The organism is Campylobacter sp., assembly GCF_052170435.1.
Classification (GTDB): Bacteria; Campylobacterota; Campylobacteria; order Campylobacterales; family Campylobacteraceae; genus Campylobacter_A.
In genome coordinates this window covers 14,607-32,736 of the sequence record NZ_JBQNAN010000015.1, presented here as the reverse complement: position 1 = coordinate 32,736, position 18,130 = coordinate 14,607, and the positions used below count along the sequence as shown (strand labels likewise).

General features: G+C 48.0%; 27 protein-coding genes. All 27 read left to right on the top strand.

From position 1 onward, the window contains the following. The first annotated feature begins 3 nt into the window (after positions 1-3). A complete protein-coding gene (rpsE, locus tag ACTTJF_RS07065; RefSeq protein WP_002943402.1) occupies positions 4-447 on the top strand; it encodes a 30S ribosomal protein S5 in 444 nt (147 codons plus the stop codon). A 9-nt stretch (positions 448-456) separates the two neighbouring features. Continuing rightward, positions 457-858, top strand: coding sequence for a 50S ribosomal protein L15 (gene rplO / locus ACTTJF_RS07060; protein WP_002947096.1), 402 nt, complete (start codon positions 457-459; stop codon positions 856-858). After that, on the top strand, positions 858-2,120 hold the full coding sequence (secY, locus tag ACTTJF_RS07055) for a preprotein translocase subunit SecY (protein WP_442551351.1): 1,263 nt from the start codon (positions 858-860) through the stop codon (positions 2,118-2,120). The genes rplO and secY overlap by 1 nt, the downstream gene beginning before the upstream one ends. Continuing rightward, the gene (map, locus tag ACTTJF_RS07050; RefSeq protein WP_442551350.1) at positions 2,120-2,878 is read left to right on the top strand and encodes a type I methionyl aminopeptidase; all 759 of its coding nucleotides are present in this window, start codon (positions 2,120-2,122) and stop codon (positions 2,876-2,878) included. Before secY ends, map begins: the two co-directional genes overlap by 1 nt. Positions 2,879-3,003: 125 nt before the next feature. Further along, complete coding sequence (infA, locus tag ACTTJF_RS07045) at positions 3,004-3,222, top strand: translation initiation factor IF-1 (RefSeq protein WP_002943098.1); 219 nt, start codon at positions 3,004-3,006, stop codon at positions 3,220-3,222. A 156-nt stretch (positions 3,223-3,378) separates the two neighbouring features. Next, on the top strand, positions 3,379-3,492 hold the full coding sequence (gene rpmJ, locus ACTTJF_RS07040) for a 50S ribosomal protein L36 (protein WP_002947091.1): 114 nt from the start codon (positions 3,379-3,381) through the stop codon (positions 3,490-3,492). Between the two features lie 3 nt (positions 3,493-3,495). Further along, the gene (gene rpsM / locus ACTTJF_RS07035; RefSeq protein ID WP_002943382.1) at positions 3,496-3,864 is read left to right on the top strand and encodes a 30S ribosomal protein S13; all 369 of its coding nucleotides are present in this window, start codon (positions 3,496-3,498) and stop codon (positions 3,862-3,864) included. A gap of 9 nt (positions 3,865-3,873) precedes the next feature. Continuing rightward, on the top strand, positions 3,874-4,266 hold the full coding sequence (gene rpsK / locus ACTTJF_RS07030) for a 30S ribosomal protein S11 (protein WP_002947090.1): 393 nt from the start codon (positions 3,874-3,876) through the stop codon (positions 4,264-4,266). Between the two features lie 22 nt (positions 4,267-4,288). Then, complete coding sequence (gene rpsD, locus ACTTJF_RS07025; protein ID WP_002943554.1) at positions 4,289-4,915, top strand: 30S ribosomal protein S4; 627 nt, start codon at positions 4,289-4,291, stop codon at positions 4,913-4,915. Positions 4,916-4,929: 14 nt separating this feature from the next. Beyond that, the gene (locus tag ACTTJF_RS07020; protein ID WP_314179213.1) at positions 4,930-5,943 is read left to right on the top strand and encodes a DNA-directed RNA polymerase subunit alpha; all 1,014 of its coding nucleotides are present in this window, start codon (positions 4,930-4,932) and stop codon (positions 5,941-5,943) included. An 11-nt stretch (positions 5,944-5,954) separates the two neighbouring features. After that, the gene (gene rplQ, locus ACTTJF_RS07015) at positions 5,955-6,311 is read left to right on the top strand and encodes a 50S ribosomal protein L17 (RefSeq protein ID WP_002943070.1); all 357 of its coding nucleotides are present in this window, start codon (positions 5,955-5,957) and stop codon (positions 6,309-6,311) included. 505 nt (positions 6,312-6,816) lie between these two features. Beyond that, a complete protein-coding gene (locus ACTTJF_RS07010; RefSeq protein ID WP_442551349.1) occupies positions 6,817-7,086 on the top strand; it encodes a NifU family protein in 270 nt (89 codons plus the stop codon). Next, positions 7,079-7,624, top strand: a complete 546-nt coding sequence (locus ACTTJF_RS07005; protein WP_442551348.1) for a histidine kinase — start codon at positions 7,079-7,081, stop codon at positions 7,622-7,624. Before ACTTJF_RS07010 ends, ACTTJF_RS07005 begins: the two co-directional genes overlap by 8 nt. Further along, positions 7,608-8,900: a UDP-N-acetylmuramoyl-L-alanyl-D-glutamate--2,6-diaminopimelate ligase gene (locus ACTTJF_RS07000; protein ID WP_442551347.1), complete on the top strand. Its 1,293-nt coding sequence runs from the start codon at positions 7,608-7,610 to the stop codon at positions 8,898-8,900. The genes ACTTJF_RS07005 and ACTTJF_RS07000 overlap by 17 nt, the downstream gene beginning before the upstream one ends. A 36-nt stretch (positions 8,901-8,936) precedes the next feature. Beyond that, a complete protein-coding gene (locus tag ACTTJF_RS06995) occupies positions 8,937-9,113 on the top strand; it encodes a hypothetical protein (RefSeq protein WP_442551346.1) in 177 nt (58 codons plus the stop codon). 61 nt (positions 9,114-9,174) lie between these two features. After that, positions 9,175-9,522: an aspartate 1-decarboxylase gene (panD, locus tag ACTTJF_RS06990; RefSeq protein WP_002953683.1), complete on the top strand. Its 348-nt coding sequence runs from the start codon at positions 9,175-9,177 to the stop codon at positions 9,520-9,522. Between the two features lie 244 nt (positions 9,523-9,766). Then, positions 9,767-10,084 (top strand): flavodoxin domain-containing protein, encoded by a 318-nt coding sequence (locus ACTTJF_RS06985; protein WP_442551345.1) that lies wholly within the window; start codon positions 9,767-9,769, stop codon positions 10,082-10,084. A 120-nt stretch (positions 10,085-10,204) separates the two neighbouring features. After that, positions 10,205-10,546, top strand: a complete 342-nt coding sequence (locus ACTTJF_RS06980; RefSeq protein WP_442551344.1) for a 4Fe-4S binding protein — start codon at positions 10,205-10,207, stop codon at positions 10,544-10,546. Between the two features lie 393 nt (positions 10,547-10,939). Further along, positions 10,940-11,257 (top strand): YbaB/EbfC family nucleoid-associated protein, encoded by a 318-nt coding sequence (locus ACTTJF_RS06975; protein ID WP_297965742.1) that lies wholly within the window; start codon positions 10,940-10,942, stop codon positions 11,255-11,257. Beyond that, positions 11,254-12,492 (top strand): DUF7488 domain-containing protein, encoded by a 1,239-nt coding sequence (locus ACTTJF_RS06970; RefSeq protein WP_442551343.1) that lies wholly within the window; start codon positions 11,254-11,256, stop codon positions 12,490-12,492. Before ACTTJF_RS06975 ends, ACTTJF_RS06970 begins: the two co-directional genes overlap by 4 nt. 375 nt (positions 12,493-12,867) lie before the next feature. Beyond that, positions 12,868-13,749: a polyprenyl synthetase family protein gene (locus ACTTJF_RS06965; protein WP_442551365.1), complete on the top strand. Its 882-nt coding sequence runs from the start codon at positions 12,868-12,870 to the stop codon at positions 13,747-13,749. 207 nt (positions 13,750-13,956) lie between these two features. After that, a complete protein-coding gene (locus ACTTJF_RS06960; RefSeq protein WP_442551342.1) occupies positions 13,957-15,207 on the top strand; it encodes a hypothetical protein in 1,251 nt (416 codons plus the stop codon). A 200-nt stretch (positions 15,208-15,407) separates the two neighbouring features. Continuing rightward, positions 15,408-16,328 (top strand): hypothetical protein, encoded by a 921-nt coding sequence (locus ACTTJF_RS06955; RefSeq protein ID WP_442551341.1) that lies wholly within the window; start codon positions 15,408-15,410, stop codon positions 16,326-16,328. Beyond that, the gene (locus ACTTJF_RS06950) at positions 16,321-16,680 is read left to right on the top strand and encodes a hypothetical protein (RefSeq protein ID WP_442551340.1); all 360 of its coding nucleotides are present in this window, start codon (positions 16,321-16,323) and stop codon (positions 16,678-16,680) included. The genes ACTTJF_RS06955 and ACTTJF_RS06950 overlap by 8 nt, the downstream gene beginning before the upstream one ends. Positions 16,681-16,716: 36 nt before the next feature. Next, the gene (locus ACTTJF_RS06945) at positions 16,717-16,974 is read left to right on the top strand and encodes a hypothetical protein (protein ID WP_442551339.1); all 258 of its coding nucleotides are present in this window, start codon (positions 16,717-16,719) and stop codon (positions 16,972-16,974) included. Positions 16,975-17,055: 81 nt separating this feature from the next. Beyond that, positions 17,056-17,214 (top strand): hypothetical protein, encoded by a 159-nt coding sequence (locus ACTTJF_RS06940; RefSeq protein ID WP_442551338.1) that lies wholly within the window; start codon positions 17,056-17,058, stop codon positions 17,212-17,214. Between the two features lie 48 nt (positions 17,215-17,262). After that, entirely contained in the window at positions 17,263-18,120 is an 858-nt protein-coding gene (locus ACTTJF_RS06935; protein ID WP_442551337.1) for a hypothetical protein, read from the top strand. Positions 18,121-18,130 lie beyond the last annotated feature (10 nt).

The following is an 18,130-nucleotide window of genomic DNA, read 5'->3' as shown; positions in this document are numbered from 1 at the left end:
GCTATGGAAAAATATAACAGAGAAGAATTCGAAGAAGTAATGGTTGATATCGGCCGCGTTACAAAGGTCGTAAAAGGCGGTCGTAGATTTAGATTTACGGCTCTTGTCGTAGTAGGAAACAGAAACGGCCTAGTGGGCTTTGGCTTCGGTAAAGCAAAAGAGGTGCCGGACGCTATGAGAAAAGCCGTAGACGATGCGTTTAAAAACATCATCGAGGTAAAAAGAAAAGGCTCGACTATACCTCACGACGTAGAGGTTAAATTTAACGCTAGCCGCGTTTTGCTTCGCCCTGCTAGCGAAGGTACGGGCGTGATCGCGGGCGGTAGTGCTCGTCCTATTCTAGAGCTTGCGGGCATCAAGGACATCCTAACAAAATCGCTTGGCTCAAACAATTCGGCAAACGTCGTTCGCGCTACTTTAAAAGCGCTAAGTATGCTTAAAGGCTAAGGAGAAGATATGGGACTAGAAAATTTAAAACCTGCCGAGGGCTCGACTAGACAAATCAAAAGACTAGGTCGCGGTCAAGGTAGCGGTCAAGGTAAAACTGCTGGTAAAGGACACAAAGGTCAAAGAGCTAGAAAAGGCTACAATGAGAAAAGAGGCTTCGAGGGCGGTCAGCAGCCGCTTCAAAGACGCCTTCCGAAAGTAGGCTTCGCTTCTAAATTTGAAAAACCTTACGTAATCAACGTAGAAAAAATCGTTGCGGTAAAAGAGCTAAGCGAGATCACTATCGCTACTATCGCTACCGTACACAAAATTTCAAGCAGCGTCAAGAAAATCAAATTGATCGGAGTGAGCGCGAAAGATTTGGCTTCGAAAATCAAAGACGAGAACGTAACCGTTAGCGGACGTGCGTAATGAATAAGACATTGACCAACAAGATTTTAATCACGTTGGCATTTTTATTTGCTTACAGGATACTGGCATACGTGCCGGTTCCTGGCGTAAACGTCAATGTTATTAAAGAGTTTTTCGATTCAAATTCCGCAAATGCGCTTGGACTATTTAATATGTTCAGCGGTAAGGCCGCAGAGCGCCTCAGCATCATCTCTCTAGGCATTATGCCATACATCACAGCATCTATCATCATGGAGCTTTTAGCGGCTACTTTCCCAAATTTGGGCAAGATGAAAAAAGACCGCGACGGCATGCAAAAATATATGCAGATTATCCGTTATGCCACTATCGGTATCACGCTTGTTCAAGCAGTGGGCGTCAGTATGGGGCTTCAGAGTCTTCACGGTAGAGGCGGAGAGGACGCAATAATGATAGATATGAATTTATTTATCGCCATCGCAGCGGCTTCGATGCTAACGGGAACTATGCTTTTGATGTGGATAGGCGAGCAGATCACTCAGCGCGGTATCGGCAACGGCATCAGCCTTATTATCTTCGCTGGTATCGTTAGCGGCATACCTTCAGCTATCGGCGGAACGGTAAATTTGGTAAATACGGGCGAGATGAACTTCCTCGTGGTTATCGGAATTTTGCTTGTTATCTTGGTCACGGTAGGCGTAGTTATCTACGTCGAGATGGGCGAGAGACGCGTACCGGTGAGCTATTCGCGTAAGGTAGTGATGGAAAATCAAAACAAACGCATTATGAACTATATACCTATCAAGGTAAATTTAAGCGGCGTTATTCCTCCGATTTTCGCCAGTGCGATTTTGATGTTCCCAAGCACCATTTTGCAGGCCAGCACAAATCCTTACATCCAAGCTATTCACGATTTTTTAAATCCAAATAGCTATTTTTTCAACTTTTTAACATTCTTGCTGGTCGTATTTTTTGCGTATTTTTACGCCTCGATCGCGTTTAACGCAAAAGATATCAGCGAAAATTTAAAAAGGCAGGGCGGATTTATCCCGGGTATTAGACCGGGCGAGGGTACGGCCGGGTATCTAAACGAAGTCGCATCGAGGCTAACTTTTAGCGGCGCGATCTATCTCGGGCTTATCTCGACGCTGCCTTGGGTGCTCGTTAAATTTATGGGCGTTCCGTTTTATTTCGGCGGTACGTCGGTACTGATCGTGGTTTCCGTCGCGCTTGATACGATGCGAAGGATAGAAGCTCAAATTTATATGAATAAATATCAAACTCTAAGCGCGGTAGGCTTGTAATGGCTATAACCATTATGCAGCCAAACGACATAGAGAAGATGCGAGCGGCGAATAAAATCGTCGCTCAAACCCTCGACTACGTAGAAAGCGTGATCAAGCCCGGCATTTCGCTACTCGAAATAGATAAAATTTGCGACGATATGATAAGAGCTGCAGGTGCAAAGCCCGCGTTTAAGGGGCTTTACGGCTTTCCAAACGCCGCTTGCATCAGCGTAAACGAAGTAGTCATCCACGGCATCCCAAACGAATACAAACTGCAAGAAGGCGACATTGTAAGCGTCGATATCGGCTCAAATTTGAGCGGATATTTTGGCGACTCGGCTAGGACTTGGGGTGTTGGTCAAATTTCGCGTGAGGACGAAAAACTGATCGCTTGCGCCAAAGACGCGTTATATTTTGCGATAGATACCGTAAAAGCGGGAATGCACTTTAAAGAGCTTAGTTTTGAAATCGAGAAATTTATAAGAGCTCGCGGATTCGTTCCGTTAACTGGATTTTGCGGTCACGGCATCGGTAGACGCCCGCACGAAGATCCGCAAATTTTAAATTATTTAGAGGGCGGCAGTCCAAAATCTGGGCCAAAAATCAAGAACGGAATGGTGTTTTGCGTGGAGCCGATGATATGCCAAAAAGACGGCACTCCAGTGATTGGTCACGACAAATGGAAAGTAACTAGCAAAGACGGGCTAAGAACCAGCCACTATGAGCACTGCATGGCAGTCATTAACGGACGTGCGGAGATTTTAAGCCTAGCGTAAAATTTTAAAATTTACAAATCGTTCGCGCGACTTGTAAATTTTAAAATTTTAATTTGTGGTGAGTTAAAATTTTAATTTCAAACTTCCGCCGAGCGGCGAAAGTAAATTTAACAAAAAGGAGTTAAGTGGCAAAAGACGACGTCATAGAGATCGACGGCAACGTCATCGAGGCGCTGCCAAACGCGACGTTTAAGGTTGAGCTCGACAACAAACACGTGATTTTGTGTCATATTGCGGGCAAGATGAGGATGCATTATATAAAAATAATGCCTGGAGACCGCGTAAAGGTGGAACTAACGCCTTACAGTCTGGATAAGGGTAGGATAATTTACCGACATAAGTAAATTAAAAGCTAAATTTGGCTATACTCAGCCCTTTGCGACAAATTGCTGTATGAAGAATTGTTTTCAAAGCCCACCACTTGTTTTGAAAATAGTTGGTTTAAAATTTCGTTAAACCTGATGCAGCCTAAAAGTGGAATAAATTTTTAGGAGACTAGAATGAAAGTTCGTCCTTCTGTAAAGAAGATGTGTGACAAGTGCAAAATTGTCAAGCGCCAAGGCGTTGTTCGCATAATCTGCGAAAATCCAAAACATAAACAAAGACAAGGATAAAGCATGGCACGTATCGCAGGTGTGGATTTACCAAAGAAAAAGAGAATCGAATACGGTTTGACCTATATTTACGGTATCGGTCTTCACAAATCTCGTCAAATTTTGGATGCTACCAAAATTTCTTACGATAAAAGAGTAAACGATCTAACCGAAGACGAAGCTGCGGCTATCCGCAAAGAGATCCAAGAGAACCACGTGGTGGAAGGCGACCTTAGAAAAAGCGTCGCTATGGACATCAAGGCTCTTATGGACCTAGGAAGCTACCGCGGTCTAAGACATAGAAAAGGTCTTCCGGTGCGCGGTCAAAAGACTAAAACAAACGCTAGAACTAGAAAAGGCAAGCGCAAAACAGTCGGCGCTGCAACGAAATAAGGATAAGCGATGGCAAAAAGAAAAGTAGTTAAAAAGAAAATTGTAAGAAAAAGTATCGCTAAAGGTATCGTTTATATAAGCGCAACTTTTAACAACACTATGGTAACGGTTACCGATGAGATGGGAAATGCTATCGCTTGGAGCAGTGCTGGCGGACTAGGCTTTAAAGGAAGTAAAAAGTCAACTCCTTATGCAGCCCAACAAGCGGTAGAAGATGCTCTAACAAAAGCAAAAGAGCACGGTATAAAAGAAGTAGGCATCAAAGTACAAGGTCCTGGCAGTGGTAGAGAGACCGCAGTCAAGAGCGTAGGCGCGGTAGAGGGTATAAAAGTAACGTTTTTAAAAGATATAACTCCGCTTCCGCATAATGGTTGCAGACCGCCGAAACGCCGCCGCGTATAATTAGAAATTTAGGAGAATTATTATGGCTAGATATAGAGGACCCGTTGAAAAATTAGAAAGAAGACTCGGCGTTAGTTTGGCGCTAAAGGGCGAGCGTCGCTTGGCAGGTAAGAGCGCGCTTGACAAAAGACCTTACGCTCCGGGACAACACGGACAAAGAAGAAGCAAGATAAGCGAATACGGCTTGCAGCTTCGCGAAAAACAAAAAGCTAAATTTATGTACGGCATTAGCGAGAAGCAATTCCGCCGCTTATTCCAAGAGGCTGCTCGCCGCGAAGGAAATACCGGTGCGCTTTTGGTGCAGCTTTTGGAGCAAAGACTAGATAACGTAGTTTACAGAATGGGCTTTGCGACAACTCGCCGCTTCGCTCGTCAGCTAGTTACTCACGGACATATTTTAGTAAACGGCAAGAGAGTAGATATTCCTTCTTATAGAGTTCAAGCTGGCGCTAAAGTAGAGGTTATCGAAAAATCTAAAAACAATCCGCAAATTGTTCGCGCGATCGATCTTACGGCACAAACCGGCATAGTAGCTTGGGTTGACGTAGAAAAAGATAAAAAATTCGGAATTTTCACAAGAACTCCGGAAAGGGAAGAAGTCGTCATTCCTGTCGAGGAAAGATTCATAGTAGAGCTTTATTCGAAATAATAAGGGGTATAACGATGAGAAAAATTACCACATCAGCTTATATGCCTACCGAAATTTCAGTAGAGAGTATAAGCGAGAATGTCGCCAGAATAACCGCGTATCCGTTTGAGACGGGCTATGCGGTCACTTTGGCTCATCCGCTAAGACGACTTTTATATAGCAGCACGGTTGGATTTGCGGCTACGGGCGTCAAGATAGAGGGCGTATCTCACGAATTTGATTCGATGAGAGGCATGCTCGAGGACGTAGCGCAGTTTATTATAAATTTAAAAAACATCCGCTTTAAGCTAAAAAACGAGTCTGAGCGCGAGGTGGTCGAGTATTCGTTTAAAGGTCCAAAAGAGATAAAAGCCGGTGATCTAAAAAGCGATGTCGTAGATATCGTAAATCCGGACGCCTATCTTGCGACCATAAACGAGGACGCGGAGCTTAAATTTTCCGTAATCATCCAAAAAGGTATCGGATACGTACCAAGCGAAGAGATAAGAGATAACACCGAAGAGGGCTATATAGCTCTTGACGCGTTCTTTACGCCCGTTAAAAAAGCCGTTTACGAGCTAGTAAATGTTCTAGTCGAGGACAATCCCGACTATGAGAAGATTATTTTCACGGTTACGACGGACGGACAAGTGGGCGCGATCGAGGCGTTTAAACACGCGATCGAGGCGATGTATCAGCAGATGTCGGTGTTTAAAGGCGTTTTAAATATCGACGTTTCGGCAGGCCTAAACGCTCAAACTTCTGGCAGCGAGCATGCGAAACTACTTCAAAGCGTAGAAGAGTTAAATTTGAGCGCCAGAAGCTTTAACTGCCTTGATAAAGCCGAGATTAGATTTATCGGTGAGCTTGCTTTGATGGATGAAAATGAGCTAAAAGAGCTTAAAAATTTAGGTAAAAAATCTCTCGAAGAGATTAAGGCTGTTATGCAAGAGATCGGATATCCGGTCGGCGGCGACCTAGGCGGCGGCAAAGAGCAACTTAAGAAAAAAATCGCCGACCTAAAATCACAAATGAGTGCAAAAGAGTAAAAGGAAGATAAATGAGACACGGTCACGGATACAGAAAACTAGGTAGGACGTCGGCTCACCGCTCGGCTCTACTTAAAAACTTAGCTATCGCTATCATCAAAAGCGAAAAGATAGAGACGACCTTGCCTAAGGCAAAAGAGTTAAGAAGCTATATCGAAAAGCTAATCACTAGAGCGAGAAAAGGCGACAGCAACGCTCACAGAGCGGTTTTTGCTAGCTTGCAGGATAAAGAAACTACGAACAAGCTAGTAACTGAACTTGCTCCAAAATTCGTAGGCAAAAACGGCGGATATACGCGCATCGTTAAGACTCGCGTTCGCCGAGGCGATGCTGCTGAGATGGCTTATATCGAGCTAATCAAAGAATAATTTTTAGAGAGCTTCGGCTCTCTTTTTCCTCTTAAATTTATCCACTTCAATTATCTTGAAACTTTCTCTAGTTTTTCATCTTAATTAAATTTATTTGCTCGCCTGCTGCATTGTTTGCAATTTTGAATACGGGCAGAAGATGCTAAAATTTGTGGCGACTTTTATTCTAAATTTTATGCAATTCTACGCATAAATTTACCTTCTAAAAGATTTGATTGCACGACAAGCCTAATGTACCGAATTTGTAGTATCTGAAAGTAGTTTGAGAATACACAACGACCGCGTATAACTATTTTGAGCTTTATATTGCACGCTGTATTCTTTTTATTATCGCCGTTTTTTACCCTCAACCATTACTAGTGTTTTTTAAATTTGCCCCATTCGCACGCAGAATCGCTTAAAGCTCCAAATTTATCTAGGTCAAAAATAGCGGCCAAAACGCCAAACTCATAGCGTATTTAAAATTTTATCTGCTATAATATCTCAAAAATTTAAAAGGTTAAAAATGATCCCATTTACCGACGAAGAGCTTCTAAAGCCCGTAAAAGCCAGCCTGCAAAAGGTTTTGCCGATGCTTGAAAACGACGGCGGAGGCATGGAGCTATTAGGCATCAAAAACGGCAAAATTTACGTCCGCCTTACCGGCCACTGCCACGGCTGCGCAGCTAGCTCGACCACCCTAAAATACGGCATCGAGCGCCAGCTTCGCATGGATATCCACCCCGAGCTAGAGGTTGTAAACATCCCTATCGGCGAGGAAATTAAATTTGATTGATTACAAAAAGGTGGGCATAAAAGCGTTTAATAAGGGCGAATTTGACGCTGCCGCGAGTTATTTCTCGCTCGCCTACGACAAAAAACCGGACAAAAAGCTGCTTTTTCTCATTATGCTTTGCTCGCTCGCCAAAACTCGCCGCGATGAGGCGATGACGCTTTTTGAGATATTTAAGCTAAAAGACAAGCTCGGTATGAGCCCGGACGAGCTAGAGGAAATTTTGGGCGCGCTCGAGGCGAAATTTAACGACGACGAGAGCCTTGAGGAGCAAAACGCCATCAGCTATGCCGACTTTATGGATGCGGTTAGGCGAGGCGGATTTAAAAGCACCTTCGAGGATATCATGTTTTCCACGCGCGTGATGATCGACAACCGTGACGATTTTCTCGAGTTTTTGCAAAATCTTATCAAAAACGACTTCATCGAAATGGGGCTAAACTACATCGAGACCGCGGCCGTGATGTTTGCCGGCGACGAACGGCTAAGCGCACTGGCTCGCGAAATCAACAAAAAGGCCGAAAGTGAAAATTTACGTTAAAGAGGGCTTCGTCACCGACAACTCGAACGAATGCGAAGCGGGTTGCTGTTTCGTAAAAACGGCGACGAACGCCAAATTTGAAGCCGCCGCCGAAGCAAAGGGCGCAAAAATTATAAATTTAGCCGAGTGCAAGCGGCTGCTAGGCGTCGACGAGAACATCAAAATCATCGGCATCACTGGCACTAACGGCAAGACTACGACCGCGGCGGCGATCTACGCCACGTTGCTAAATTTAGGCTACGGATGCGGCCTGTGCGGCACTCGCGGCGCCTTTATAAATGGCGAACGCATAGATGATAAGGCACTAACGACGAGCGAAATTTTACGCACGCTTAGCTACCTAAAGGCCGCTAGTGAGAGCGGCTGCGAGTATTTCGTTATGGAGGTTAGCTCGCATGCCATCTCTCAAAAACGTATCGAGAGCCTGGATTTCGCGATGAAAGTTTTTACGAATTTGACCCAGGACCACCTCGACTACCACGGCACGTTTGAAGAGTACGCGCGCGTAAAGAGCGAGTTTTTCGCAGATGACGCACCAAAGCTCATAAACGCCGACGACCGCGGCGGGATCAAATTTAATCCAGCAAACGCCCTAACTTACGCGCTTCATGCGGACGCGGACTTTGTGCCAGGCGAGTATTCGCTAGAAGGCGGCATCCGCGGGACGCTAAAGACTCCGCGCGGCCAGATGGAGCTAAGCTCAAATTTGCACGGCGAATTTAACCTCTATAACCTCATCGCGGCCGTCTCTTGCGTTGCGACGCTGACGGATAGGCCGCTAGAGCAGATCGCGCTCGCGGCGTCGAAATTTGACGGCGTCGAGGGGCGTATGGAGGTTGTGAGTCGCGAACCGCTTGTGATCGTGGACTTTGCGCATACGCCTGACGGCATCGAAAAGGTGCTAAACGCGCTGCGTCATCGCAAGATCGTCGCAGTTTTTGGCGCAGGCGGCGATAGAGACCGCACCAAACGCCCAAAAATGGGCGCGATAGCGCAAAAATATGCGCACAGACTCGTCGTCACCAGCGACAACCCCCGCAGCGAAGAGCCTGAAAGCATCATCGCCGAGATCTGCGACGGCCTAGAGATGAACGAGCGCGTAAAATGCATATCAAACCGCAAAGAGGCGATAAAATACGCGCTTGAAAGCCTCGCACGGGATGAAATTTTGGTGATTTTAGGCAAGGGCGACGAAACATATCAGGAGATCAAGGGCGTAAAATATCCGTTTAGTGACAAAGAGGTCGTGCGCGAACTTTTGGACGGACGCGCCTAAATTTACGGACAAAACGGCGACGAAGCAAGGGTAAATTTGAGTAAAATTTGCCTTTGTTTGCGCCTAAATTTTTATTTTTACCACCAAACGGCGTCAAATTTATCGCAGCTTTTATCGCTCGCGCAAATGCCTCTAAAATCAAATTTAATCACAAATTTAACTCCGAATTTTATCGCGGCAAGCAAGCAAAAACGAATCGCCGCGGCTATATAAAGTTGCTTTTTGCGGCTAAATTTATAGTATAATTTTCTCAAAAAAACACAAAGGACGACCGATGAAAATCGAAATTTTATCAAGCAAAATCCACCGCGCGCGCGTGACGGATGCCAACCTAAACTACGTAGGCTCAGTCACGATCGGACCCGAGCTCATCGAGGCTGCGGGGCTTTGCGAGTACCAAAAAGTCGAGATCCTAAACGTCAATAACGGCGAGCGCTTCGCTACTTACGTGATCCGCGGCGAGAAAAAGGGCGAGATATGCCTAAACGGCGCGGCCGCGCGCAAAGTCTGCGTCGGCGACGTCGTCATCATCGTTGCTTACGCGCTTCTTAGCGCCAAAAAAGCAAGAGATTTCGAACCAAAAATCGTGCAGGTAAACGAGCGAAACGAGATCGTCAAATAATTTACGCCCAAATTTGCCGTTTTTGCGGCGGAGCGTTTAAATTTACGTTTTGTGGCGACGAGTCAAATTTGGGGTAAAATCTAAACAAGCGAGCGCAACGGTCATTTGCGAACGGGCGAAGGGCGAACGCGCCAAGTATCAATTTATTTAAATTTTCCGCCGTTTGGCGTTAAATTTTACGCGGTCGGTAAAATTTGGCGAAAATGGGCAAAATTTTGCGCCTGAATTTAAAAGGATTCGCAAAATGATAGCGATTTATTTCAGCTCCACGGGCAATACGAAGCATTGCGTGGAGAGATTTATAGAGCGTCTGGGCGGCGATATCCCGGCGGTTTCGATCGAGGATGAGGCCTGCGGCGAGCTGCTAAAGTGCCATGGCGACATCATCCTTGCCTATCCCGTTTACTTTAGCGACCTGCCGCAGATCGTGCGCGAGTTTATTTGCGAAAACAGCGCGAATTTTCGCGGCAAAAACGTCTTTATCATCGCTACGATGGAGATTTTTAGCGGCGACGGAACGGGCTGTGCGGCCAGGATACTAAGCGAGCGGGAGCGAAGATAACGGGCGGCGTGCACGTGAAAATGCCGGCATTTATCCTCGACGTGGCGATTTTTAGCTATTCGGCGCAGAAAAACTAGCGCGTGATCAAGGGGGGGGGCAAACGCCAAGCTAGAGCGCGCCTTGGAGGCATTTGCCGCGGGTAAGCCGCCGCAAGAGGGGCTAGGCGTGCTATGCCGCATCGCCGGGCTTTTGAGGCAGCGGCTCTGGATGAAAATTTGGGACAAAACGCCGTTTGCCAGGCGCAAACCGAGCCTTGATACGGCGCGCTGTAACGGGTGCGGAGAGTGCGCGAGATCCTGCCCGATGCAAAATATAAAAATCACGCACGGCAAGGCGAGATTTGGCGAGCGCTGCACGCTTTGCTACAGATGCGTAAACAAATGCAGGCAAAAAGCGATAACGATCCTCGGCAAGGCGGAAAATCTGGAAAAATCGGTCGCGGCGGAGTTTAAAGATGTCTGACGCGCGTTCACGCGGGCGATCTTGATTTAGCTTATTTTATCGCTTTTAAGCTCGTCAAAAGACTTCAAATTTAGCTAGCGCTACCTTAAATGCTCTTTCAGTTCCGCTTTACTTCGCCTATTATTTCGGGCAAATTTCTCAAATTTACAGAAAATCCGCGCTAAAAACCCCGCAAACGCGTATGCGCTAAACTAAAATAGATCAAAACGCGCGCAGATTATTAAAATAAAATTTTACCCTCAAATTTGACGGCTTTTCGGGGCTTAAATTTACATGTCCATGCTCGTATCCGCCGCAAATTTCAAGGCGGGAACGAAACTTGCATTGCAGGCTTTAAATAAAGTAAATTTAGCTTAAATTGGCTAAAATAACGCGAAATTTGAAAGGATGTTTATGTTTGAGGGGATCGATTTTTCAAAAATGGGACAGATGCTCGAGGAGGCGCAAAAAAAGGTGCAAGAAATCGAGCAGGAGAGCCAAAAACGCGAATTTAGCGTAAAAAGCGGCGGCGGGCTCATTAGCGTCAGAGCAAACGGCAAGGGCGAGGTGCTCGATATCAGCATTGACGACAGCTTGCTAGAGGACAAGGAGAGCTTGCAGATCTTGCTCATCAGTGCCGTAAACGACGTGCTAAAGATGATCGAGGACGACCGTAAAAACGCCGCGTCAAGGATGCTAGGCGGGTTTGCCGGCATGGGGCTAGGGCAATGAAACGCGCAACTTTCTCGCGCCGTTTGGACGCGGTTTTGGGGCTCGCGCGGTTAAATTTCGGCGGCTTACAGAGCGTTTCGCAAAAGAGCGATACGACCGCACGTTTAAGCATAAATTTGAACTCAAATTTAGCCCGCAAATTTTGCTCTCCCGTTTTTGCGGTTTTTATGATTTGCGCATTTACCGCGTCGCTTAGAGCCGAGCCGCGCCAGACGCAGGACGATTTTAACGCTTGCTTTGAGAAAAATCTGCCCGCCATGGTAAACGTCGCGGGCAACGGCGGTATAGCGATCACGCCAAATTTAATCGCCGTGCCAAAAGGCGAAACTCCCGTGAAAAACTACGTCAAATTTGACCCGTATCTGGGCCTCTATCTGGTCGCCTCGGACGCCAAACTCGAGCCTGTAAAGATGGCCGACGATAACGCGACGAAAAAAAGCGACTGGGTCAGCGTCACGCACGATCTAAACGCGACCGTCTACGGCCATGTAAAGGCGCAGGCGCAGGCTCTAGGCGAGCTGGACGTGCTCACGTTTGACGTAAACGGCACGGGCGCCGTATTAAATCCATGCTGCAAGCTACGCGGTATCGCCGTGGGCGGGGATAAATTCGTCCCGAGCCGCTATCTAAGGCACTTTGCGGCGTATAAAGACGTGTACTACGGCGACGTGGGCGCGGTTTTTGAGGGGCGAGACGGCAAACTCTACGTAAAAAGCGTCGATCCGCTCGGACGCGGCGCGGCGCTGATGACAGGGGACGAAATTTTGAGCGTAAACGGCGAGAAATTTGAGAGCTTGCGCGAGCTAAACGAGAGGATTTTGTTCGCCAAAAAGGGCGAGCGGCTCAAATTTGAGATCAAGCGCGGCGACGAGGTTTTGAGATTTGGCGTAGCAGTCTCGGACGACGCGGCCAAAAAAGAGCAAAAAGTGCCGACGAAAACGGATAAAAAGACCGCCTCTAGCGACGCAAAACCTCAGTCCATACCGCAAAGCAGCGATGCCGCGAGCGTGCAAAAGCTCTACGGCATGACATTTGACGAGAAGCTAACGGTAAAAAGCGTCGATGCAGGCTCGGGTGCGGCGAAATTCGGCGTCAGAGTCGGCGACAAGCTGATACAGGTAGGGCAAAAAACGGTCTCAAGTCGCAAAGAAGCGCTAGGCCTGCTTGCTAAAGGCGGCGGTCAAAATTTGCTTTTTAGACGTAACGGCTTTGACTTTTTTTACAACGCGCGGTAGTCGCAGGCGGCAAATTTGACGCCTTTGCAGGTTAAATTTGAGAAATTTAGCCTGCTCCCGGCCAGTCGGCAAAAATAAAACGGAGAATAGATGCAAAATCAAAATTTAGCGGTAAAATCAAAATCTACTAGCAACGGTCAAATTTGCGTTCAAAATGCGGCGAGAGTGTTAAATTTGAGCGAGTCGCGGGCGCTGCCAAAGGATCAAATTTTAGCTCGTAGTTCGCGCGCGAGCTCGTCCCAAAATCGGTCTCAAATTTTAAACGCGAACAAAGCCAAAACTAGCTCCGAAAATCCGACGCAAAGCCCGAAAAATAGAGCAAATTTGATCTCGTTAAACGCGGCCAAGAGCTCATCGTTTACCTCCGGCTCAAATTTGCAACAAACAGCGCCCAGCGCCGCCGATCAGGACGCGCTTTTAGCCGAGTTTAAGGCATTTTTGAGTGCGAATTTGCCAAGCAACCCTAGCTTTCATCCGTGCTTTGACGAGGCGCTTTCATATACGCTAAAATCGGGCGGCAAGCATTTTCGCGCTATGCTGGTCGCGGGCGTCGTAGCGGCAGTGTGTCCCGAGCGCAAAGAGGCGGCGTTTCACGTCGCGCTGGCATTTGAGACGATGCACAGCTACTCGCTCATCCACGACGATCTGCCCGCGATGGACGACTCGGATCTGCGCCGCGGACAGCCTAGCCTGCACGTCAAATTTGACGAAGTAACGGCGATTTTAGCGGGCGACGCGCTAAACACCCACGCCTTTTATCAGATAGCAAGGGCTCCGCTAGACGCGGACGCGCGCATAAAATGCGTCGAGATCCTAAGCCGCAACGCAGGCATCTACGGCATGGCGCTGGGGCAGGCGGTGGATTGCTATTTCGAAAATCAAAAGCTAGGGCTTGAGGAGCTAAAATTTCTGCACATCCACAAGACCGCGCGCCTCATCGCGGCGAGCTTGCAGGCAGGTTGCGTCGTGGCTGGACTAGACGAGGCGGAGGCTGCGCGCATATACGATATCGGGCTTGATCTGGGGCTAGCGTTTCAGATCGCAGACGACATCATTGATGCGACGCAAAGCGCAGAAACGGCGGGCAAGCCGACGCATAACGACGGCGCGAAAAACTCCTTTACCAACCTGCTTGGCGTTGAGGGCGCGGTGCAGGCTAAAAACGAACTCATCGCAAAGATAGAGCGCGAGCTAGGCGGCGTGCATGCGGGTATCCGCGCTATCGTGACGGGCCTCATAGACAAGCATTTGCGGTAAATTCGGCTTAAATTTGCGTTTGAGTCGGTTAAATTTGAGCCGTTAAATTTGCCGTCAAATTTCGCAAATTTTATCCATAACTACAAAACTATATCCGCTCGGTATAAATAAACCATCTCGCAAACCGTGCCGATGTCGCCGTAAATTCGGCAAAATTCGGCGTCCTTTTTATGCTATAATCTTTTAAATTTATCAAAAGGAGAGATAATGAAAAAAATAGCCTTATCGCTTGCGCTTTTGTGTGCGGCGGCGTTTGCCAAAGAGTACGACTACATGCTAGCTAGCACCGCGCAAAAGACTTTTGAGGAGCCGACTTCTAGCTACGAGACCAAGCAAAGCTACGACGCCAAGGCTCGCCGCCTAGAGCTAATTAGCAGCTCCGAGCTCGCAGACGGGCTAAAGGGCAAACACAAAGAGATCAGCTACTATAACAAAGCCGGCAAGATGACGAAATATGAAGCCTTTAGCTATGATTTTACCGCGAAAAAATGGATCAAAGTAACCGAATACAAAGCCGATTATAAAAAAGGCGTCCTCACGCAGGAGTCTAGTTCGTTTATCCGCGGTATGCCTGAAAATGCTAGCAAAACTATCATAAAGTACCTAAAAAACGCTAGCGAGGAGATCAGATACGAGCTGGTAAAAGGCAAATGGCGAAAAACCGCGCTAACCAAAACCGTCGAGAACGCATACGGCGAGAACGAGCTCATCGTGCTTAGCGTCTGGGACGGCAAAAGATGGCAGCCTAAGTCAAAAACGCAGCTACTCTACGGAGCGGACGGACAGGCGCGCGGCTATGAGAGCTGGGATTACGAAAACGGCGCATGGCAAAACCGCGAAAGAGGCATGGTTGCGGGCGACGTGAAGGGCAAATACGAGCAGGTAAGAAGCGTATTTGAGGGCGGAGCGTGGCGCTACGCCGAGATGTCTAAGCACGATTATGACGCTTCTAGCGGCAAAGACGTGACGATAAACCTCATCTGGAACGCCGAACAAAACGCATGGGAAAACAACAGCAAAAGCGTCTCGGTCGTAGAGGGCGCGGACTTTGAGACGGCGGCGTTTTTGTGGGATAAAGAGCGCAAAGAGTGGACGCAAGAATACTCCAACCGCAGCATCTACGACAAGAGCGGCGAGCGTCTGCTAACGCAGCGATACGACACGATGGACGGCAGCGAGAAGTTCGTCTACGGCTACAACGAGCGCGGCGATAACGTGAGCGTGGATGTCTACGAGCTAGCTAGCGACGAAAACGGCAAAAGATGGGTGCAAAATAAGCGCCTGGAGACGACCTTTGATCCGCATATACTAGCCGACGACGTCGGACACGGCGGCTCGCTGATGTCCTTTGAGATGCCTAGCAGATACGCGGTGAAGAGCTTTAAGCAATTCGTCGCAACAGACGGTAAATTTAAACTCGCTTCAGAGCAGACGTGGAAGTATAAAAAGGTCAAATGATATTTTGTTAGCGACCGCGAGCGGCCTAACTGCGGTAAATTTGACGCGGCGAGTCGATCTTGTTTTCGGTTTACGCCGCTAAATTTGACGGGCGTCCAAACATAAATTTAGCTCGTCAAATTTTGCTTTCGCGTCAAATTTGATGCCGTTTGGCGGCTAAATTTACGCACTGCTCGCGGTCAAATTTAAAAGGAGCGTCCATGAGGCGTTTTTGGACGGTAGCGATTTTTGCGGCGATTTGGACGGTGCCGTTATCTGCGGCGGGCGAAATTTGCCTAAAAAAGACGAGCTATAAAACGCAGGGCGACGCCGTGCCGCGCTACGAATACGAATCTAGTCAAATTTACGACGCGAAGACTCGCGTGCTAGAAAAAATCTACGACGAAATCAACGACGACGGCAGGCGCAGGACGAAAAGCGCGGTCAAATTTGACGAAAGAGGCGAACGAGAAATCGGCAGAACCGAATACGAGTGGGACTTTGGCGCCGACAAATGGCGCAAAGTGGGGCTCTCAAGAATCGAAAGAACAAAGGACGGCGCGTTTGTTTACGTCAGTGTCCAGGGTCAAAACGGCAAACTAAACCAAGGTCAAAAAATCGTCGAAAAGCGAACGGGCGCGACGGAAATCTCTCAAAATTTCACCCTAAAAAACGGTAAATGGACGCCAAATTATCTAACCAAAAGACTTTATGACGAAAACCACAAAACCGCGCTTATAGCGACCTTTGAGTGGAGCGCCAAAGCCAAAAAATGGACTCCGTACGAAAAATCTATATACCGCTATAACGGCGACGTTTACGCGAGCTCCGAAGGCTTTAAATGGCGCGGCAAATGGGTGCCGCAGACAAAGCACGCGGCCTTTACGGCTGCGGACGGAGCGCGCACCGAGATAAATTTTACGTGGAAAGAGGATGCGTGGCGGCCACAGGAGAGGACGGTGCAAAAAATAGAGCCCGAATTTAGGCGCTTTACCGATCTTAGATGTCGCTGGGACGCCGCAAAGAGCGAGTGGAACGGTTGCTATAAAAACGTGCGCGAGGAGACCGAGCAAGGTCGGCAAAAGTACTCCGCATCATCGTTTTGGCAGGGGGGAGTCGCAGCACTGGGAGATAGTGTTTGAAAACGAGCTTAGCTACGACGCGCGCGGTAACTTGATAAAAAATCGCGAGACGTCAGACGGCGAACGGCGCGAGTACGTCTACGTCTATGACGAAGTGGGAAATAACGTATCCTCAGCGCTTCGCGAGCCAGATGAGAGCGGCAAATGGCGCGAAACGCAAAAGACGATAAACGCCTTTGAGCGGGATATCTTAGCGCGCGACGTCATGGATCGCGGCTTCATCGGCGACTACGTAGCCGCAGGCGAAAACGCGATCAAAAGCAGCAAGCAGTACTTTTTAGACGGCGACGAGTTTAAGTTAAGCGAGACGCTCGAGTGGTTTTACGGCAAGTGCGAGCCGTCTCGCGAGTGAGCCGTGTATCGTTCAAATTTCGCGCGACGATCGATGATGTTTGGCTGCGAGGCGGACGAGCGAGTGCGCGAATTTGCCGCTAAATTTGACGGCCTGGAGTACGAAAGCGAGTTTGAGCGGGTCTGCTATTTGCTGGGCACCGACGTTTTTATCGAGGCTGCGAGCGAGGAGAGCTTAAATGAAGATGCCTTACGCGCTCAAATTCCAAACGAAAAGGCTTTGGACGCTGATGGTGGCACGACGTTTTTAAGCCTGCGCGAGTGGGACGGCAAGGGGCATTCGCGCGAGCGATGAAATTTTACGCGTAATGAGCGAGGACGCGGAGGCGGAGCGGCGTATCTGCTCCTTAGCCCGAAACACACCGCCGCAGAGGAGTTGCGAGGCGCCTTTTCGGACAAGTCTCCGCAGGAGCTTGCGAGCATTACCGAAAGTCTCGAAACCAAATACGGCTGTAAAGATCAAATGCTCTGCTACGTCGTTTACTATTTTACGCCTAAGGGCAAAGATAGGATGCGAGCGGACTTCGGCGTCTAAATTTGACGTGTGGCGGATGATGGTTTTTAAATAAAATTTAGGAGAAATATGCGAAATTTAGAGCAAATTTTAGCGTCGCTAGACGAGAGCGCGCAAAAGGTTTTGGTTTTAGGATGCGCAAAACACCCGGTTTGGGACGATGCGGACGAGGTTTTTGCAAAGGCAGTGGAGCAAATTTTAGATAAAAGCCTAGGTCTGCAAAAGGGTGTGGACTATAGCAAAACGCCTAAATTTTATTGCGCCGAGCCGCTTGCGTTTATCGGCGTGCATGCGCAGATGATCGGGCGAAAAAGCATAGGGTTTTTGCTCACGAGTCGGCATCTTTTGGTTAAATTTGACGCGTCGGTTACAAATGCCGATGAGGTGGCGACTGCGTTTAGGCTCGGTAAGTATCTGCAAAACGAGCTAGAAAATCTCGCGTGGCAAGAGCTACAAAAATGCGAATTTGAAATCGACGGCGAAGTGAAATCAGCTATGAAAAAGGCGCTAAAAGCCGTTTTAAACGCTATTTTCGAGAGCAGAGTTCAAAACGACGAGGCTAAAATTTCGGATAAACTTTTAGAGCTCGGCCTTGGCGAAGCGCTAAAAACGCCGCTTGACGAGACGAAGCTGCTATCAAAATCCCTTAGCGTCTTTAAGCCCGTCTCGCCGATGCTTCACAGCCTTGATCGCTCGCTTTTTGGTAAGCCTTACGGCGTGATACTAGACGAGCGCGGACTAATTAGCCGCGAACTGATGGAAGAGCCCGTTTTTAGCTCGTGGGACGAGATCAGGGGCGCACAAATCGAAGTAAAAGAGGATGCCGTAATAATCGGCGAAAAAGAGCATAAGATACCTTTTGAGCTAAAAAATAAAAAGGAAAATTTCGCCGAGTTTTTAAAATTTACAGCGGCGTTAAAAGCGTAAAATTTAAGCC

What these genes read in the sequence shown, in the direction of transcription:
- ACTTJF_RS07010 (WP_442551349.1), top strand. Translation starts at nt 6,817, where the DNA reads ATGATCCCATTTACCGACGAAGAGCTTCTAAAGCCCGTAAAAGCCAGC.
- panD (WP_002953683.1), top strand. Translation starts at nt 9,175, where the DNA reads ATGAAAATCGAAATTTTATCAAGCAAAATCCACCGCGCGCGCGTGACG.
- rpmJ (WP_002947091.1), top strand. Translation starts at nt 3,379, where the DNA reads ATGAAAGTTCGTCCTTCTGTAAAGAAGATGTGTGACAAGTGCAAAATT.
- rplO (WP_002947096.1), top strand. Translation starts at nt 457, where the DNA reads ATGGGACTAGAAAATTTAAAACCTGCCGAGGGCTCGACTAGACAAATC.
- ACTTJF_RS07020 (WP_314179213.1), top strand. Translation starts at nt 4,930, where the DNA reads ATGAGAAAAATTACCACATCAGCTTATATGCCTACCGAAATTTCAGTA.
- ACTTJF_RS06975 (WP_297965742.1), top strand. Translation starts at nt 10,940, where the DNA reads ATGTTTGAGGGGATCGATTTTTCAAAAATGGGACAGATGCTCGAGGAG.
- rpsM (WP_002943382.1), top strand. Translation starts at nt 3,496, where the DNA reads ATGGCACGTATCGCAGGTGTGGATTTACCAAAGAAAAAGAGAATCGAA.
- ACTTJF_RS06945 (WP_442551339.1), top strand. Translation starts at nt 16,717, where the DNA reads ATGTTTGGCTGCGAGGCGGACGAGCGAGTGCGCGAATTTGCCGCTAAA.
- ACTTJF_RS06985 (WP_442551345.1), top strand. Translation starts at nt 9,767, where the DNA reads ATGATAGCGATTTATTTCAGCTCCACGGGCAATACGAAGCATTGCGTG.
- rpsD (WP_002943554.1), top strand. Translation starts at nt 4,289, where the DNA reads ATGGCTAGATATAGAGGACCCGTTGAAAAATTAGAAAGAAGACTCGGC.
- rpsE (WP_002943402.1), top strand. Translation starts at nt 4, where the DNA reads ATGGAAAAATATAACAGAGAAGAATTCGAAGAAGTAATGGTTGATATC.
- ACTTJF_RS06960 (WP_442551342.1), top strand. Translation starts at nt 13,957, where the DNA reads ATGAAAAAAATAGCCTTATCGCTTGCGCTTTTGTGTGCGGCGGCGTTT.
- rplQ (WP_002943070.1), top strand. Translation starts at nt 5,955, where the DNA reads ATGAGACACGGTCACGGATACAGAAAACTAGGTAGGACGTCGGCTCAC.
- ACTTJF_RS06970 (WP_442551343.1), top strand. Translation starts at nt 11,254, where the DNA reads ATGAAACGCGCAACTTTCTCGCGCCGTTTGGACGCGGTTTTGGGGCTC.
- rpsK (WP_002947090.1), top strand. Translation starts at nt 3,874, where the DNA reads ATGGCAAAAAGAAAAGTAGTTAAAAAGAAAATTGTAAGAAAAAGTATC.
- secY (WP_442551351.1), top strand. Translation starts at nt 858, where the DNA reads ATGAATAAGACATTGACCAACAAGATTTTAATCACGTTGGCATTTTTA.
- ACTTJF_RS06955 (WP_442551341.1), top strand. Translation starts at nt 15,408, where the DNA reads ATGAGGCGTTTTTGGACGGTAGCGATTTTTGCGGCGATTTGGACGGTG.
- map (WP_442551350.1), top strand. Translation starts at nt 2,120, where the DNA reads ATGGCTATAACCATTATGCAGCCAAACGACATAGAGAAGATGCGAGCG.
- ACTTJF_RS06935 (WP_442551337.1), top strand. Translation starts at nt 17,263, where the DNA reads ATGCGAAATTTAGAGCAAATTTTAGCGTCGCTAGACGAGAGCGCGCAA.